Source organism: Alteromonas sp. AWJ4_197 (assembly GCF_056160285.1).
Map to the genome: position 1 here is coordinate 415,745 of NZ_JBSWWW010000003.1, position 17,999 is coordinate 433,743.

Sequence of the window (17,999 nt, forward strand, 5' to 3'; positions counted from 1 at the left end):
GTTGCCTGTATAATTGTTATTCGTGTAAGCGATAATATAGTCACCTGTTCAAGCACAATCAATCAAAAAACCAAGTTTTTGATTGAATATGATAGATTCATCCCATCGATTTGTACCACTTTTCCCGGTACGCTTCCAATTTATCAAACGCAGAAGGTTCACAGGGCACTAAGTCCAGTTCAGCTGCAGCCTGCTTATCAAAGTGAATTAAACTTGCCGCGCCCATTACTGTTCCCGTGTTATCACGGGAGAGCATGACAGTCTGGTCCGGACGCAGCTGTGCGACTAACTTGCATAACATGGGGTTCTTCAGGAAAGCCCCTTCTATATATATTGTGCCGGTTGAATGCAGATCAGTTAACCGTTGATCAATCATCAGCGCACAGTACAGCGTCGCAATAGCCTGAGGAGCAGGCGGCGCATCCGGACATAATTGTTTCGCAGTAAGGCCACCGAAGGGGCCATTCCCCTGACTGTAATCCGGCGTCACCATCCAGCCTTTATCCAGCGCCTGCTGAATATCCCCGGCTTCAGCACTCATGCGAATGTTGCCGCCCAGAGAAGTACAGATGCTTTCGTATTCCCGTCCGCCCATGAAACGTGCGCAACTGACGGGGTTAGAGAAAATATCCACGTTGGCCAGGGTATCTTTATAGCTGGCAAGTTTGCCGGTGTAACCGTTTGCCTGCATCAGAATGGTCCAGGTTCCGGTAGAAATCACGTTGAAACTCTCGCCGCTTTTCGCCAGTGACAAATAGCGCAGCAGGCTGGCATTGCTGTCGTGGATACCGGCAAAAATCTCGCACTGTTCAGATAATCCGGTTTCCTTTGCAACCTTCGCTGACACGGTGCCAAGACAATCCCATGCGTTTTTAAGTGCCGGCATTTTTTCCCGCCAGCCACACTTATCAATCAGCGAAGAGTAGTCTTTTTTCTGAGGTTGCCACATATCAGTATGACACCCCAAAGATGTTACTTCTGCAGCCGGTGAGCCGCCGAGACGCCAGGCCCAGTACTGCGGGTAAAGCAAAATGGTTGAGGCTGAGTCGAACGCCTCTTTATACTTCTGCTGTAACCAGAACAATTGTTTACCCAGATTCAAACCTGCAGGCAATGCGGGGGATAAGGTTTCTGAAAAGTCAGGATGCACACTTTCATAAGCATCAGAGCAACTCTCTACGCCCTGAAATTCATAATCAAGGACCGGCAGTGCCAGTTGCTCCCCTTCAGGGGCGTTCGTATTCACTAACGCAGCCGTCGCTCCGTGAGTGGTGACGACAAAAGCGTTGATATCAGGCGTAAGTGTGCATGAGCGTAAGGTTTCTGCCAGCCAGTTCCATATGCCTTCCACATCTGCCTGAGGATACATGCCGGCAATGGGCGCATTCTTACAGCTGAAGCTGGCGCATTCTTTACCGTTATCTACCAACAGCAATTTAATGTGGGTTTTGCCTATATCCAGAACGGCTTTAAGCATGATTTTTCTCCTGCATTTATTGTGTTCCGTCATGTTGCTTTCGTCAGTACTCAGGCCATTTTTAAGCCTTACTTTGAACGACAAAAAGCGGAGTCTGCAGACTCCGCTTTCAGTTCATGCACTAAATTACATCTTCAGATTCAGTCCCAGATAAATCACACGGCCCAGTGTTGAACCACTGATAAAGCCGTTTGCATCATCATAGTAAACTGCATCTTCGTCGAACAGGTTGTCTACGTTTACAGTAACAGATGCTTCTTCCACAAACTCATATTCGCCTAAATCGTACTTACCGAACAGATTTACTGTGGTCAGAGAGTCTGCTGAAGCAACCGCGTTTTCCCAGCCATCGGTGTGAAGAATACGCACAGTACCCAGCATGTTTTCGTAAGTCGCACCTACCTGAGCTAGCAGGTTGTAGTCACCACGCTCATCGGTACCTTTTTCATCCTGATACGCCGCGCCCTGTACAGGCTGGAATGTTCTGTCCAGTGTATAAGAGCCGGCAACGCTGGCATTCACGCTACCAAAGCTGGTTTGCCATTCTTTAGCGATGTCGAAATCGATACCCGACAGTTTTGTGGCCGTCATATTTTTACGGCGGGCATCGAAAAGGACGTAGGCTGAATTGCCGTCAGCGTAAAGACTCTCGATTGACTGACCGTCAATGCGCATGCCGTCAGCCGCTGCCAGCGCCTCATCCAGTGTTGGATTGATTGTGTAGTAATCCGAGTAACCTTCCGTACTGAACAGTACGCTTGGCGTATAGAACGGCGCAAGGCTGATAGCACTTGAATAGTCCACATCGAAATAGGTCATGCTGACTTTCAAACCCTCAGAGAACTCTGGTGTCCAGTCGAAACCTACGCTGTATGACTCAGATTCTTCAGGCTGCAGCCCGTCGCTACCACCGGCCAGAATAATAGTACCGCGATAGAAATCGCTGGCTTCGCTATCTGGTGCCGTCCAGGGGCTCACACCCAGAGTAATAGCGCGGGTATCAACGGCTGCACCGGAGTCTGCCAGACTTGGCGCCTGGAATGAGGTACCCCATTGTGCACGCAGACGTAAGTTGTCAGTAGGAGAATAATCCACACCAATCTTCGGATTAGTTGTACTGCCCACATCGTTGTAACTGTCGTAACGGATGGATGCAGTAAAGTCGATAGTACCGGCATCGATGTCATCCATCACCGGCACAACCACTTCACTGAAAACAGACTTCACGTTACGTGATGCGGATGTTTCTGTCATTTGCAGGGCATCTGCTGCGCCACCGCCGAACGACACGTCGTAGTTTTGCTTAAAGTATTCGGTACCCACAGCCAGCATCACATCACCGGCCGGTAAAGAATAAATAGCACCATCCAGTGTCAGACGGATCTGATGGTGAGTTTGCTTGGCATCGCCCAGTGTACCGTAGTAAGAAAGGATACTGCTCAGTACCGCAGGATCTGTTGAAGCTACATCGTACGGGTTCAGCGCTGTAGATACATCCGTTCCGGCCAGCGCAGTAGCAACGGCAGTCGCATTTACGCCGGTTTCTTCGCCGTGGGTTTCCGCCCAGCCGTAACTGTATGCGGCTTTCAGACGCCAGTAGTTCGGTAATTCTACGGTCAGCTCCGGCATGAAAGAGAATGCTTTAAAGTCGCTGCTGTTTTTCGCGCCCGGGCCAACTACGTCAGAAAAATTGAAGTCGACAGTTTGCGAAGTTTCATCACCGATAGCAGTAAAATAAGGGTTATCTGATGTAATTGTGCCTGAAGCACCCAGATCCGTTAACGCGTTGGTCGCATCGCCGGTAATATCCACGCCCCAGTCACTGTAGTACGTGTTCAGATTAAGGAAAACGTTGTCAGAAAATTCCTGCTCCAGAGCCAGGAAAATGGTGTCCTGCTTTTGCTCCGGTACATAAGAAATACCATCGTTAGGATCACATAAGTTACTGCCTTCGGTCAGCGTGTCCATGCGGTAACTGGTCCCGTTTGCCGTGATATTGCCCGGGCTGCACTGACGGGTACGGTAGTCACCGCCGCCGTTGCTTGTACTGTCAGCAGTAATAAAATCACGCTCAGAGCCCATCACATCACCGTTTTCCGCATGATAGAAAGACAACATCGCCGCACCGGAATCCCATGAAGTGCCGGCAGTCAGGTTAAGGGAACCTGCGGTATAACTGTCACCGAATCCACCTTCGAGGTTTACGGTCACACCATCTTTCGGACGCTGGGTGATAAAGTTAACCACCCCGGCAATGGCATCAGAACCGTAAATGGAAGAACCACCATCCATTACCACTTCTACCGTGCTTAATACTGATGGAGGAATGGCCGCAGCATTTGGTACGGTTTGGATAATACCGGAACCCGGTAAACGTAAACCGTTCAGCAGTACCAGTGTCGTGCTACCACCACCGGTACCGATATCCCGCAGTTTCGGCATTGGCATGCCCTGACCAATATCAGTCGCCATAGTAGGACGGCTGTTGAAGGTGCTGGTCATTTGCGGAATTTGTGCAAGAAGTTCGTTACTGTCAGGCACACCAATTTCAGCGACATCCTCTTCTGAAATCCCTACAACGTTAGTACCTACCGGTGTTGCACCGCGGATAAGAGTACCGGTTGCTGAACCACGAACTTCAATGGTTTCTACCATTGGATCCGGTTCAGATTGTGCAGACTCTGCTTCCTGTGCAACTGCACATTGAGAAAAAGAAGCAGTGATAAGTGCCGCGAGTACAGAACGGCGGAAAACTGGTGTGGTTGTCAGTCCTGAAAATGAAGCCATTTTCAACTCCTTGCGTGGTTGTGTCAGTGATTTATCTAATTTTTGGCAGCGTGTTATTTTTATTAAAACTGCTCGATATTAATTAACATTGAGGCAACAAAGTACATCGACAATCATATACAGTCAATAACAATCACAAACAAATATGATTAATACCAGCTATTGATAAAATTCGCGAATAAAAAACAACCAATTTTTTCTGGACTGACAGATTGACGCAGAACTGAATGTAAAGTTGATAAAACACGCTTTGCAGCGGATCTAAAATGCGCTAATCACTCTACAGAGCACTACACCGGCGCGGGTTATTCAGTCCGGTTGGTACCACTCACACGCCTCCAAAACCTTTCGTTTCCGGTGACCCGCCGTTAACACATTGACAACATCTATGTGCTTAGGGCAACATGCCAATCACTTTCAATCATAACGTTTCAGAAGACTCGCGCTAATCGCAGGTTTCACTGAACAGATTGCCACCAGGTACGTACTGGAGATTTGCATGCGCAAACTAATACTCACTCTTGCTGTTGCAGCACCCGCCACGTTACTTTCAGCTTGCGGAGGAACTGGCAGCGTCGGAAGTGTTACTGATCAGTTTGATCTTGCAGCACTGAAAACTGAATATCGCACTCAGCCCATTGGCATTGACGTCACCGCGCCCCGTTTCAGTTGGCAGATGTCTGCTAAAGGCGGAGCTAAAGGCCTTAGCCAGTCTGCTTACCGGATCCGCGTAACAGATGAAAACGGCGCGCAGGTATGGGACTCCGGCAAACAAAACTCCTCAGAAGCACTGCATATTACCTATAAAGGCAAACCTTTAAGCCCCCGTACACAGTACACCTGGCAGCTGACGGTATGGGACAGCGAAGGCGATGCGAGTGAGGCCACGTCTACTTTTGAAACAGGCTTACTCGATACATCTCTGAATGCCTGGAATGGTGCGACCTGGATTGGTGGCGATGACAACGCCCTCCCCCTGTATGGCGATTATCTGCCTCTCTTCCGTATCGGCGCAGACATCACCATTGCAGAAGGTGGCACAGCCGGCGGTATTGTTTATGCGGCTAATGACCCGAGAATGATGGATAAGTATAAGAACATCTATCAGGTAGAAAGCGGTGAAGACGAGAGTTATTTTAAGATTGAGCTGGACGTGGAAGGTGTTGAAAACGGTGCACCGGCAAAATTAAACTTTTACCGTGCAGGTTACACGCCGGATGACAACGCAGATACGCCGGTAAAATCTTTCGATATTAAGCAATCATTGATCAATGCTTACAACCGTTTTAAACCTCACCACCTGCTTATCAATAATGAATTCGGCAATGTTACCGTTCAGTTAGATGGCAGCCCTGCATTCTGGGTGGGTGCAGATTCTGAAGAAAAATCAGGATTCCAGATGATGTTTCCGCCACTGGTGGAAGGGGCAACGGTACAGCTGAATCCTCTGGGTCACAACCACGACTACGTCACCTATGGCATGCTTAACGATATCGGTGTAGCGGCAGATGCTGGTACAACCGTCACAGTAAGCAACCTGACGGTGAGCAACATGCATACGCCGCACAGCGTGCTGTTTAATGGCGCTGAGCATGGCGCTGAATTCGCAGAAAAATCTACGCAGGTCAGCGATACCAAGGCAGGGATTACTTTCACCGGTTCTGATGACAGCCAGCTGGTTGTTGTTGATACCCAAAGTAACGGTATGCCGCAACTGCGTACTGAGTTTGATGTGGCAGAAAAGGCCGTCAGCAAAGCCCGTTTGTATGTGACCGCGCGGGGCATTTACGAATACTACGTAAACGGTGAAAAGGTCAGTAACGATTATTACAACCCGGGCCTTACCCAATACAACCTGACCCACCTTTATCAGTCTTATGATGTCACCAGTGCCATTCAAAAAGGTGAAAACGCCATGGGCGCACGGCTGGGCGAAGGTTGGTGGAGCGGTATGCTGGGCTTCGGCAACACCTGGAATGGCTTCGGCGATCGTCAGTCATTGCTCGCGCAACTGGTCATTACCTATGAAGACGGTTCTGAGAGTATTGTGGTTACCCAACCGGGCAGCTGGCAGTTCAGCGACACGTCACCGGTAGTGTACGGCAGTTTGTCTATGGGTGAAGTGTACGATGCCCGAATCGCAGAAGCGCAGGCAGGCTGGGCGACCCCGTCGTTTGAAGGCGAATGGGAACCGGCAGCCGAAATTTCTCTTGAAGAAACAAAAGCGCAGAATGTGCAGCCAAATATGATGCGCCCTGCACAAACGCTGTCGTACGACAATATGAAGCTTATCGGGCAAATCGGTGAACCGGCCCGTGAATTTACCACCGTTCAGGCAAAAAGTGTGGAAGAGGTGCGACCCGGCGTGTTTGTCTATGACCTTGGACAAAATATCGTTGGCGTACCTCGTCTGCATTTCCAAGACGGTAAATCAGGCGAAGCCGTTACCGTACGCTTTGCCGAAATGCTCTATCCGGACTTACCGGAATCAGGCCCGAACGTGGGCATGATCATGACAGAAAATTATCGTGCCGCACTCAGTCAGGATATCTATATCATGGCTGACGGCGAGCAAACCTTTGAGCCACATTTCACTTCTCATGGCTTCCAGTACATTGAAGTAACAGGCATTGAAAAACCTCTGCCCCTTGAAGCGGTTAACGGCGTTGTTGTGAGTTCTGTACAGGCGCTGACTGCCAGTTACGAATGTTCAGACGACAAGGTTAATCAGCTATGGTCAAACCTGACATGGTCTAACGTAGATAACTTTCTGTCTGTACCGACTGACTGTCCCCAGCGAAACGAGCGTATGGGCTGGTCCGGCGACATCAACGTGTTTGCCCCTACCGCAACGTATGTGAGTGATGCCTCACAGTTTATGCGTCGCCATTTGCAAGCCATGCGGGATACTCAGGCTGACAGTGGCCGGTATGCAGACGTTGCTCCTGTTGGCGGCGGCTTCGGTGGTGTGCTGTGGGGCGTAGCCGGTATTACCGTCGCGTGGGAAACTTACTGGCAGTATGGTGATAAAGGCTTACTCGCTGAACACTACGCGTCTATGAATGAATACATGACATTCCTGCATGACTCCATCGACAGCGAAACCGGCTTAAGCACTGACTCAGGTTTAGGAGACTGGTTAGGCCCGCAGAACAATCAGTTAGGTGCAGATTATCTGGCTACTGCTTATCACATTTATGCGCTGGATATTATGGCGCAGGTAGCAGCGGTACTGGGCGATGATGCGCAGGCCCGCGAGTACCGCAAACAGTATGATGAACGTAAAGCCTTCTTTAACGATAAGTTCGTTAATGATGAACAGCAAACCGTTGGTCTCGTAGGCGGCCCAAGTATGTTTAATCCGGTGGCTCAACCGGCAGAATGGGCAGTAGCAGACACCCAAACCTCCTTTGCGGTTGGTCTGGCAATGAACGCATTCAACGAAGACAACGCTGCAGCGATGGCAGAGAAGCTGACCCGTTCGGTATCGTCACAAAACGTTGACGATGCAGGGAAAACCCGCCCCGCTTACTCCCTGATGACCGGCTTTATCGGCACGGCTTGGATCAGCAAAGCGCTGTCTGAGAATGGCTATACCGGTGATGCATACCGCTTATTGCTCAACGACCAGTATCCGTCGTGGTTGTATCCTATCGACCAGGGTGCGACAACAATTTGGGAACGCCTGAACGGTTACACGGTTGAAGACGGATTCGGTGGCAATAACAGCATGAACTCCTTCAATCACTATTCATTCGGTGCTATCGGTGAATGGTTAATCAGTCACTCAGGCGGTATTCAGCGACTGAGCCCCGGTTTTAAAACCTTCGCGTTGAAGCCGGAGTTTGATCCGCAGAATGAAATTGACTGGGTAAAAGCAGAATATGATTCACCTTATGGAAAAATTTCGAGCCACTGGCAAGTAAAAGATGGTAAGTTTAACTACCGGGTAACCATTCCTGCTAACACGACAGCAACAATTTCGTTACCCGGCGCGCAACAAGCATTGAAGATTGATGGCGAGAGTGTGAATGCCAGTAAGTTCGTAACTAACGTTTCCCGTGCCGATGAAATGAACACCTTTTCTCTCGGCTCTGGTACTTACCAAATCACAGGCGCCGTTAACGAATAATTATCCGGTCAAGGACACGATTAATGAAAAAGCATACAGCAACATTGGGTAGTGCCTGCCTTATCACTACCGCTATGCTTACTGGTTGTGGCGAGAAACCCTCGCCCGGCCAGGTTGAGCAACCGAAGAAAGATAGCGCCCCTGTAAGCCAGGTGGCGGTTAAAACCACCAGCAAAACCGTTATCGAACAGGACGGCCTGACTTTCCGGGATTTGAATGCCGATGGCAAACTTACCCCGTATGAGGACTGGCGTTTACCCGTTGAAGAACGTGTGGCCGACCTGGTCGCCCGCATGACGCTGGAAGAAAAAGCCGGTGAAATGGTGCATGGCACCCTTCCGGGTAAGAACGGCTTTGCGGGTTTTTCTCAGGATGGCTATGACATCGATGTCGCCACATCATTATTCAAAGACAAACACATCGGCAGTTACATCAGCCGCCTGAACATGTCTCCATCAGATCTGGCCGTTGAGAACAACAAAGTCCAGGCGCTGGCAGAAACCACCCGGTTGGGTATTCCTGCCATTATCAGTACCGATCCACGCAACCACTTCCAGTACGTGTTAGGTGCTGCCGAGTCTACCGATGGTTTCACCCAATGGCCTGAGCCTCTTGGTTTTGGTGCGCTGAACGATCCTGAAGTGACCGAACAGTTTGGTGACATTACCCGTCAGGAATATCGTGCAACCGGTTTTACCATGGCCTTGTCTCCGCAGGCTGACTTAGCCACCGAGCCCCGCTGGCCCCGTATCATTGCCACCTTCGGTAGCGATGCTGGTGAAGTGAGTAAGCAGGTGGGCGCGTACATTCGTGGTTTCCAGGGCAGCTCTGATGGCATCACGCCGGAAGGCGTATCTACCGTTACCAAACACTGGGTGGGTTACGGTGCAGCGGTAGATGGTTTTGATGGCCATAACTACTACGGCCGCAATGCACAGCTGGACGATACCAGCTTTGAAGATCATATCCGTGCATTTGACGGTGCTTTCGAAGCAAAAACCACCGGCATTATGCCCGCGTACCCTATCTTACACGGCATCACTGTAGACGGTGAACCGGTAGAAGCTGTAAGCCCGGGCTTCAATAAACAAATACTGCAAAACCTGCTGCGCGGCGATGCCGGCTTTAAAGGCGTTGTGGTTTCAGACTGGGCGGTAACCCGGGACTGTAGTGAAGAATGTAAGGCACCGACGAAACCACAAGGCGTGCGGGAAATTGCGACGCCGTGGGGGGTGGAGGATCTGACTATTCCTGAGCGTTTCGTGAAAGGTATTACTGCAGGTATCGACCAGTTTGGCGGTGAAGACCAGCCTGAGATCATCGTTAACGCGGTACATGAAGGCAAACTGACAGAAGCGCGCATCGATGAGTCGGCCACGCGTATTCTCACGCTGAAGTTTGAGCTTGGTTTATTCGACAACCCCTACGTGGATGAAGCTACTGCAGCATCGAATGTGGGTAAACCGGAATGGCGGGCACTGGCACGGGAAGTTCAGGCAAAATCTCAGGTGCTACTGAAAAATGCAGATAAGCTGCTTCCACTGGCAGACTCGATGAAGAAAGTGTTCGTTGATGGCTTAAATGCAGAGGCACTCACCGCTCGTGGCTTTGAAGTTGTGACCGATCCGGCCCAGGCCGACTTCGCGATTTTCCGTTTCTCAACGCCAAGTGAAAAACTGCATCCGAACCACTTCTTCGGCAGCCGCCAGAATGAAGGCCGCGTGTCATTCCGCGAAGATGATGAGAAGTATCAGCAAATGTTGGCCGTTAGCCAGCAAGTGCCAACTATTTTATCCGTCTTCCTGGAACGCCCCATGGTCATGGGTGAATTGAACAATACCGCAGGCGCTATTCTGGCTAACTTCGGTAGTGCTGACGATGCCGTGATTGATGTGCTTACCGGCAAGGTATCACCCACCGGCACCCTGCCACTGGAACTGCCGTCTTCTGATGAAGCTGTAGAAGCACAGAAACCCGGTTACGCAGACGACAGCGAAAACCCGCTGTACAAGCGCCGCGCGGGACTGACGTTCTAATCCTGATGTTTAAGCGCTAATGAAAAGGCAGCTTCGGCTGCCTTTGTTATTTTTAGTGTTCTTCATCTCATTGATGAAGTCAGCTTTGATATCAATGAAATAATAAAAGCAGTCCGCCTACTTCTTCTCGTAGTATCGCTTAAGTACGTCGAAGGCCTGTTTTTTCTCGCCTTTTTCAGACATGAGGCCTTTGCGATTAAAGTCGTCCTGTATTTCGGGAAGCAATCGACGAGGAGAGCGAAAATCGGTCAAAATCCAAGGGGACATACCACTTAACCCGTCAATTTTATCCAACATGGTGACAGTTTTATCGTAAAGATCTGCTTGATATTCTTCTGTCCATCGCTCGTCTTTCTCTCCATGCAGACCATATTTCGCGCCAGCACCAAATTCGCTTACAAACACGGGTTTGTCATAAGGAATACGCCACGAAACTTTCGTAAGTAATTCAGGTGTACCACCATACCAACCAATATATTGATTGAAACTAACAATATCGACTGCTTCCGCCAGCGGATCTTCAACCACTGTCAGGTTTTCAACTTCACTGTCCCAATGGTTCTCCATAGCTGCAGAAATCAGGCGAGTACCATCGAGTTCACGAGCAGTATCAATCAAATCGGTAAGAAATTTAGTCCGCTCAGCTTTAACCGGCGTCTCGTTAGCAATGGACCAGATGATGACATTAGCGCGATTGCGGTCGCGAATAATCATGTCAGACAGTTGAGTCTCCGCATTTTCATACGTCTCTTTGTTAGTCCACGCGATTGTCCAGTAAACCGGAATTTCAGACCACACCATGATGCCGCGCTCTTCAGCCAAACGCACCATATCTTCGCTATGAGGATAGTGAGCTAACCGAATGAAGTTCACTCCCAAAGATTTTGCCCAATCTAGTTGAGTTTTTCTGTCCTCGTGAGAGCTTACTCGTCCCCCGCCATTCTTAGCGAACTCCTCGTGCAGGCTTATTCCTTTTAGAAACACCGGCTCACCATTCAGTAAAATCTGCTTACCTTTTGTCTCAATGGTTCTAAAACCCATTTTGTCAGTGATACTGTCGGTTTCACTCTTTATTTCAACTTCATAAAGCTTAGGTGATTCAGGAGACCACAGTGAAAGCTGTGGTGCCGAAATACTAAACGAAGCTAAACCCTGCTTGTCAGTTTTCACTTTAACCGACTTGTTTAACTCAGGAATAGAGACCGTAATAGCCTGCTTTAATTTCTTACCTGACAGCTGGACCTCACCCTTTATGCTGCCTGACTTATGATCTGTAAGCTTTATCTGGTGGCCTGAAATAAAAGTATCAGGCACAGAAATGAGATCGACATCACGAGTCAAACCACCGTAATTCCACCAATCTGTGTTCAGGGTAGGAATTGCTTCTTTGTAGCGTTTATTATCAACCCTCACAATGAGTGAGTTCTCGCCGTTGCGAAGATGCTCTGTAGCTTCAAAAGCAAAAGGTGTAAAGCCGCCTTCATGCATGCCTAGTTTTTTCCCGTTCAGATAAACATCAGCACGATAATTGGCCGCTCCAAAGCGGAGGAAAGTGCGGTCACTATTCGTTTCTGCGGTGAAAATTTTGCGATACCACAGCGTACCTTCATAGTAATAGAGCTTCTCACTTTGTGTGTTCCAGTCACTGGGAACGGTAATTTCTTCTGCTTTGTCGAAACTATACTCTATAAGGTCAGATTTATTCTGCGGCTTTGAATCCAGGAAGAACGCATCTCGAGTAGGGCTCTCTTTTCGATCCCGCTGCTGCCAGCGATAGTCATAAAACCCCAGTTCGTAAGGATCGACATGATATTTCCATTTCCCGTTCAGACTTTGTTTGTCGTGCAGGTAAAGATCAGGAATTACATCTGCCAGTATTTTTGTGCTGCTGAAAACAGCTATTCCCATAACGATCCAGCGCATCATAATTTTAAATTGCCTTTTTTCCATGATTACATCCTTTAATAAGCATTGTGTTGCTAGCGAGGCGAAACTACGTACTTCCCACCGCTAAGCACAAAAATTTCAGAAGCCTTCTGATTCGTTAAAATAGTACCCTTGTTCAATTCAGCTATAGATATCGTCGCTGTGTTACCCCAGCCCAACTTACTCAAATCAACTTCTGCCAAGACATTGGGTGGAACTGAAAACGTAAGTGGCGAGGCAATACGGGCGGAGTTGTAACTCATTTCAACGATCCCTCTAATCGTCGGCACTGTTATGTCAAACGAGGAAACAGAAGCTGGTGCTGGAGATACCGATATCCTGGCAGCTCCCGCGGACAACACTCGAATACCGGCAAGGAATCTGGGTATGATATTGGCCGGTGCCGAGCCCCACGCATGTGAGAAGGTCGTGTTCGGTTTAATCTCCGGGTCCCAGGCCTCCATGACAATAGTCGCATCGTGTTTATTGATCATATTTAGCCAACTGAATGTGGCATCGCTGGTCATTACGCTAAGAGCCGTTTCATATTGCCCCGTCAGATACAGCCCCTCCAGAAGAAATTGCGCTGCATAGGCACTCACTTGAACGCCGCGCTTTTTAATATCTTTAGTTAGCGCTTCGCCGATGGCAGGAAGCTTTGATTTTTCAGCGACACCTAACGCGAGCGCGAAGATAGTGGCATGCTGTGAAGCGTGTATCGATAAATGCCCGTCAAGATATCGGCTGGCAGCGTCATCGAATAGATACTGATTAATTGCCTGTCGCATTCTCTCTGCAATCTGATTAAACCGACGTTGATCTTCTGTTTTACCTAGCACGCCAGCAATGTTCGCAATTGCGATAAGAGACGCATACTGCCAACAATTAACAACAGTATTCACTTCTTTAAAATCAAAGCTGTCACGGTTAGACATTGGCCAATCCACGAGATCGCCATTAACCTCGCTGGATTCCCCAGGCGGCTTTTGCACGAGTCCAACTGGATTGATGTTCTCTAATAACTGATTCTCTAACATCAACGGATAATCTTCGGCGAGTTGATGCCCGTCACCAGAATGAAGATAGTCTTGCCACGCTAGCGTAGACGTCAGTAAACGGTATTCCGTTGGCCAGGTAGGATTACGAATCAGGTAAGAGACAGAGTATTTAGCCAACCCGAATGAACGCTGAGTATAGTATTCGGATAGCTGGTTAATAATTGCATCACCCTCATAAGGGCCGCGTTCCCGGGTTGGTGTATCCTGATATAAATCTTGTCGGGTGGCTTTTATTGAGTAATGACAGAGATCCCAGACTTTATTCAGCGATGCCAGGTTGCTAATGAACGACGACTGCGTATCGTCCCACGGCATCTCTAGTACTTCAGCGGTGAGGGATGATGAAATCTCTAAAGGAGCAGTACTGATGACTTCTGCCCAACGAAAGGCCCGGTATCCCCAATGAGAGAGTGACTGATGCCCATCCCGAAGAGTCCACACATCCCGATAAATCGGGAAAGCCCGCAACTTGTAGCGGACAGTACCGTCAGGGTTTAGTTCTTCACCTAAACGAATTTCAACAATTTGTCCTGCAGTTCCATGCCCTGAAAATGCTATTCCTCCAACAACCTCCTTACCGAAATCAAGGATCCAGTGGTGCTTTCCCACCTGCTCGATAGAAGCTGGTAGCCGCTTTGTAAGCTGAGCAGAATCTACCTTAGCCGGACGCATATCTGACAATGCAATATCAGTAACAGCCGCTGAATTCCACTCTCCACTTTGCTTGCCCGCACTTTTCCAATTCTTTGGTTCGTATCGCGCGTCGATAAATTCATTAGGGCCGTGGTAATACATATCAGTAAAGGTGCCAGCATCCGGCATCCATCTTTCAGCCCCCATCACCATCCAGCTTTCATCAGATAAAACTTGCAGGCGAGAACCATTTTTGAACTGAACTATGAGCTCTGCGGTGAAAAATTGCTCATCAATACTGAAACACTGCGCAGCGAGTGTATTGTCGCCTTCTACAATTAAACCCGTGACATCATAGGTATGGATTCGATGTTCCGATGACATTGGTCGGACAGGTCCAACCCCGACAATTTCGCCATTGAGCCAGCATTTGTAAACGTATTGCCTGGAGGGCTTAGTGCTGCCTCCAGACAACTTTAGCCACGCATGCGCTATGCCAATATCGGAGATAGCGAACGTTTTACGAAAGAATGCCCAGTCACTTTGCTTATGTGTCGCCGGCAGCCAAATTGGTTTTGCTGGCCACTGCCCAGTTTGGGGAGCAGTAATAATTTTATATGGTGCCGACCACTGAGATACATTTTTCTCATCCCATGTACGTACACGCCAAAAATAGACAGCATCAGGCTGCAACAGAATATCTTGGCTAAACTCGACCGAGGATGATTGCGCCGAGATACTTTTACCGCTATCCCATAACGTGTTACCAAGCTCTAGCGCTTCTTCTGATGAAGCTATCTGCACCTGGCTAGCTATCTGGATAGCTTGTGATTCTGGTAAAAGCCAACTAAAGCGTAAAGTCTCAGAGTCGATACCGAGAGCTTCATCTCTTAGTGCCAACATCAGCTTACAAGGACGCTCAGCGATAGAACTAGCAGTAGAATTAGACGCACAGCCGACTTGATGTAACACCAGCGCGCCGCCACCGATAGCTAATCCCGCTTTAAGTACGTGGCGTCGCCCATTATCAATTTGCTGTTTAGAACGCATATCGAGCCCCGACGATAACAGTTCTGCCGTCAAAATCAGTTCTTCTGGGACGATTCATATTCCCTTCGAATTCTACCAGCGGCTCTTCCGTTAAATTAAATGCTTCAAAAGTGAGTACTGCATTTTCTGTAAGGTTATAGGATGCTGAGGCGTCTAGCTGTCCTCTGGCATCAACAGAACGTGCAGCTCCCGAGAATGTGCCGCCAGCAGCCATCTGATACTCATCTCGCCAATTGTATGCAAAACGAATGGCATAACTATCAGCCTCGTAAAACACAACAGCGTTGTAGTTTCTTTCAGATACGCCAGCTAATACGGCATCCGTTCCGTTAATTTGCCCACTGACATCAATAAAAGTAAAGTTGAAAAGACCTCCGAAACCACTCCAAAATCCGTCCAGGAAATCTAAATTTTGCTGTATTGATAACTCGGCGCCAGTAACATCAATAGTGTCAGCCGTATTTTGCTGTTGTGAAACAATAATGCCTGTGCCATCTGGCGTGTAACAATCGAATACACCCTCACTATCCAGTACGCCTGTGCCCGTAAGAGAACTAAACGGAAGTCCACCACCATCTGCCGGGCACAAATTCACCGATGTGATAAAGCCGTCAATTTCTTTTTTGAACAGCGCCACGGTAATCGCACCGCCAGGTCGGTTGTACCATTCCAATGACATGTCGTAGGAATTTGCGCTATAGGGTTCCAGATTTGAGTTACCCAGAGTAGCACTAATTGGATTTGGATTAGTCGTGTCTGTTGATACCGAGACAGTCTGAGCTGGCGAGTTATCGCGATTCAGCGGTCTCACAATAGTGTTGCTATAGGCAAGTCGAAGAATAAGGTCTTCATTTAGGTTTATCGCAACATTAGCTGAGGGCAGAAGGTCATCGTAATCATTGGTAGTCGAAATTTGCTCAATGACACCATTGTTATTCCGCAAGGACTGTAGATCGGTGGTGTAATCAACATAACGAGCGCCAAAATTGCCCCGGTATTCAAAACCAGAAATTACGCCATCGAATAATAACTTAGCGTAAACATCCGTGGATTTTGTTTTCGCTTCATAGTTGCCATTGAGTACAGCCCCATCGAACGGATTTATAACCCAGCCAGCGGTGCCTGGCGCATACCCTTCTGGCACAGTTACAGGTTGCAAGCGGCTTTCTAAGACAGACGGATCAATTGATGTCCAGTTATTCAGAGTAGAGAGTTCTCCTCCCATAAAAGAAGCACCACCAAGATAATGAACGTCATTGACAAAATCGTTATTGATAAATTCTGACGACAGGTTATCGATGCCTAGAACAGTATGTCGCTGACGCATACTTTCTTCTGTTCCATCGGTGTATAAAGCGCCAATCTCCAGTCCATTCACCGCACCGAAATCCAAGTAACGTTTGGCATTAACGCTAAGTACATTCATGTCTGTTTCTATATCACTGTCGGTGTCGGCAATGATGATTCGATTGTATCCGCCAATAGCTGCAGGTGCTTCCAGTACATGCGGAGGTGAAGCAACGTAATCCCCCAGAACATTACCGAGATCCCCTACATCTGCGAAACCAACCCCCGCTCCATCTGTAACATCCATAGAAAACCCTTTCCAGTCGGCGCCGCCTGTAAAGAGATCTGCTACAAGCCCGTTTTCGCCGCCATAACGGTAATCATATTGAATAGTCCGGGTTTCATTTTTACCCCTGGAGTGCGCAATAGCTGCATCAATATTCCAATTGTCCAGCATCCAGTTCCAAGCCCAGTTGATGTTCAAAACTTCGTCTTTCATCGAACCAGGGCGTGGGCCCTGCGTTGTATCAACATTTGTCAGGCGGACATCAGTTACCACATACTCAGGATCTCCGCTTGCATTATTACCAGCGAAAACAGGATCGCTTAGCGCCTCTACATTTGTCGTGCTTCCCTGATCTGATACAACCCATATGTCAAAAGGGCGATCCATATCTCTGCCCGAATACAAAATTGAAAGCTGAGTTTCTACTTTGTCGGACAATTTATATTGAAGGGCCGTTGAAACGCCAAGATTGTTACCGTCATAACTAGATACGATTTGACGAGCTTGACCTGGATAATAAACGTTTCCGCCGTCAGCCATTGTAACCGGGTTGCCACTCGCATCATTGAGCTGGGAATATCGTGTTACCAGTGTGGTATCGCGACGGTAATTGTCCTGTGATGCTACAACGGCAAAAGTAACACCAAGATCATCATTAATATGCTGGGTTGTAGAAAGGAAACCTGACGGGTTAGTCGATTCCGTCAGTGATTCATATGTCCCTTTCACACCGATTGTTGTCGCACCATCCTTCAAGTCCAGTGGCTTAGAAGTCTTCAAGTTAATTACACCGCTTAGCCCCCCTGCAGGAGTGCTGGCTGTGGGTGATTTCATCACTTCGAGTCCGGAAAATAGGTCAGACTGGAATACCCCAAATGATGTACCACCCTCATCAACGGGATCAGCAAACGGAAGTCCATTTATTAAAGTTCTGGAAAAGTCATCGGGTAACCCCCGGAGATTAATACTTGCATCCCTTGGACTGTTATTGGGGTTCGAATTACTGCGATTAATCTGCACGCCTGTAATTCGCTGTAGTGATTCCCCTAAATTTAAGTCGGGAAATGTCCCCATTGAATTGGCAGAAATTCCATCAACAATAGAGTCGGAATTGCGTTTGTTTTGAAGTGCATCCTGAAGGTTTCGGCTGTATGCACCTCGCACCTCAATAGTTTCGATGTCCTCGTCTATGACTTCTGCTTCCTGAGCATTAACACTCATCGTAGATACGCTGAGAACCAAACCTACAGATGCCGCCAAACTACAAATTTTAAATCCATTTTTTTTCAAATTAATCATGCCAAATCCCTCGAATTAAAGGAGCATT

The 17,999-nt window shown here is 48.3% G+C and carries 7 protein-coding genes; 2 read left to right on the forward strand and 5 right to left on the reverse strand.

Features of this window, described 5'->3' with window-relative positions:
* Nucleotides 1-97: 97 nt before the first annotated feature.
* Together ACXAGC_RS08450 and ACXAGC_RS08455 are read right to left on the reverse strand one after the other, a co-directional pair.
* Nucleotides 98-1,477: an FGGY-family carbohydrate kinase gene (locus ACXAGC_RS08450; RefSeq protein WP_474844011.1), complete on the reverse strand. Its 1,380-nt coding sequence runs from the start codon at nucleotides 1,475-1,477 to the stop codon at nucleotides 98-100.
* A 126-nt stretch (nucleotides 1,478-1,603) separates the two neighbouring features.
* Nucleotides 1,604-4,264: a TonB-dependent receptor plug domain-containing protein gene (locus tag ACXAGC_RS08455; protein ID WP_474844012.1), complete on the reverse strand. Its 2,661-nt coding sequence runs from the start codon at nucleotides 4,262-4,264 to the stop codon at nucleotides 1,604-1,606.
* A gap of 499 nt (nucleotides 4,265-4,763) precedes the next feature.
* Between ACXAGC_RS08455 and ACXAGC_RS08460 the strand changes: the two genes are divergently transcribed.
* A complete protein-coding gene (locus ACXAGC_RS08460) occupies nucleotides 4,764-8,396 on the forward strand; it encodes a family 78 glycoside hydrolase catalytic domain (protein WP_474844013.1) in 3,633 nt (1,210 codons plus the stop codon).
* 23 nt (nucleotides 8,397-8,419) lie between these two features.
* Complete coding sequence (locus ACXAGC_RS08465) at nucleotides 8,420-10,432, forward strand: glycoside hydrolase family 3 protein (RefSeq protein WP_474844014.1); 2,013 nt, start codon at nucleotides 8,420-8,422, stop codon at nucleotides 10,430-10,432.
* 117 nt (nucleotides 10,433-10,549) lie between these two features.
* On the opposite strand, the gene ACXAGC_RS08470 is transcribed toward ACXAGC_RS08465, so the two are convergent.
* From ACXAGC_RS08470 to ACXAGC_RS08480, 3 genes are read right to left on the reverse strand one after another with little or no spacing between them, the layout of a single operon-like run.
* On the reverse strand, nucleotides 10,550-12,382 hold the full coding sequence (locus ACXAGC_RS08470) for a glycoside hydrolase family 2 protein (RefSeq protein WP_474844015.1): 1,833 nt from the start codon (nucleotides 12,380-12,382) through the stop codon (nucleotides 10,550-10,552).
* Nucleotides 12,383-12,411: 29 nt separating this feature from the next.
* The gene (locus ACXAGC_RS08475) at nucleotides 12,412-15,099 is read right to left on the reverse strand and encodes a family 78 glycoside hydrolase catalytic domain (protein ID WP_474844016.1); all 2,688 of its coding nucleotides are present in this window, start codon (nucleotides 15,097-15,099) and stop codon (nucleotides 12,412-12,414) included.
* The gene (locus ACXAGC_RS08480) at nucleotides 15,089-17,971 is read right to left on the reverse strand and encodes a TonB-dependent receptor (protein ID WP_474844017.1); all 2,883 of its coding nucleotides are present in this window, start codon (nucleotides 17,969-17,971) and stop codon (nucleotides 15,089-15,091) included. The genes ACXAGC_RS08475 and ACXAGC_RS08480 overlap by 11 nt, the downstream gene beginning before the upstream one ends.
* Nucleotides 17,972-17,999: the final 28 nt, after the last annotated feature.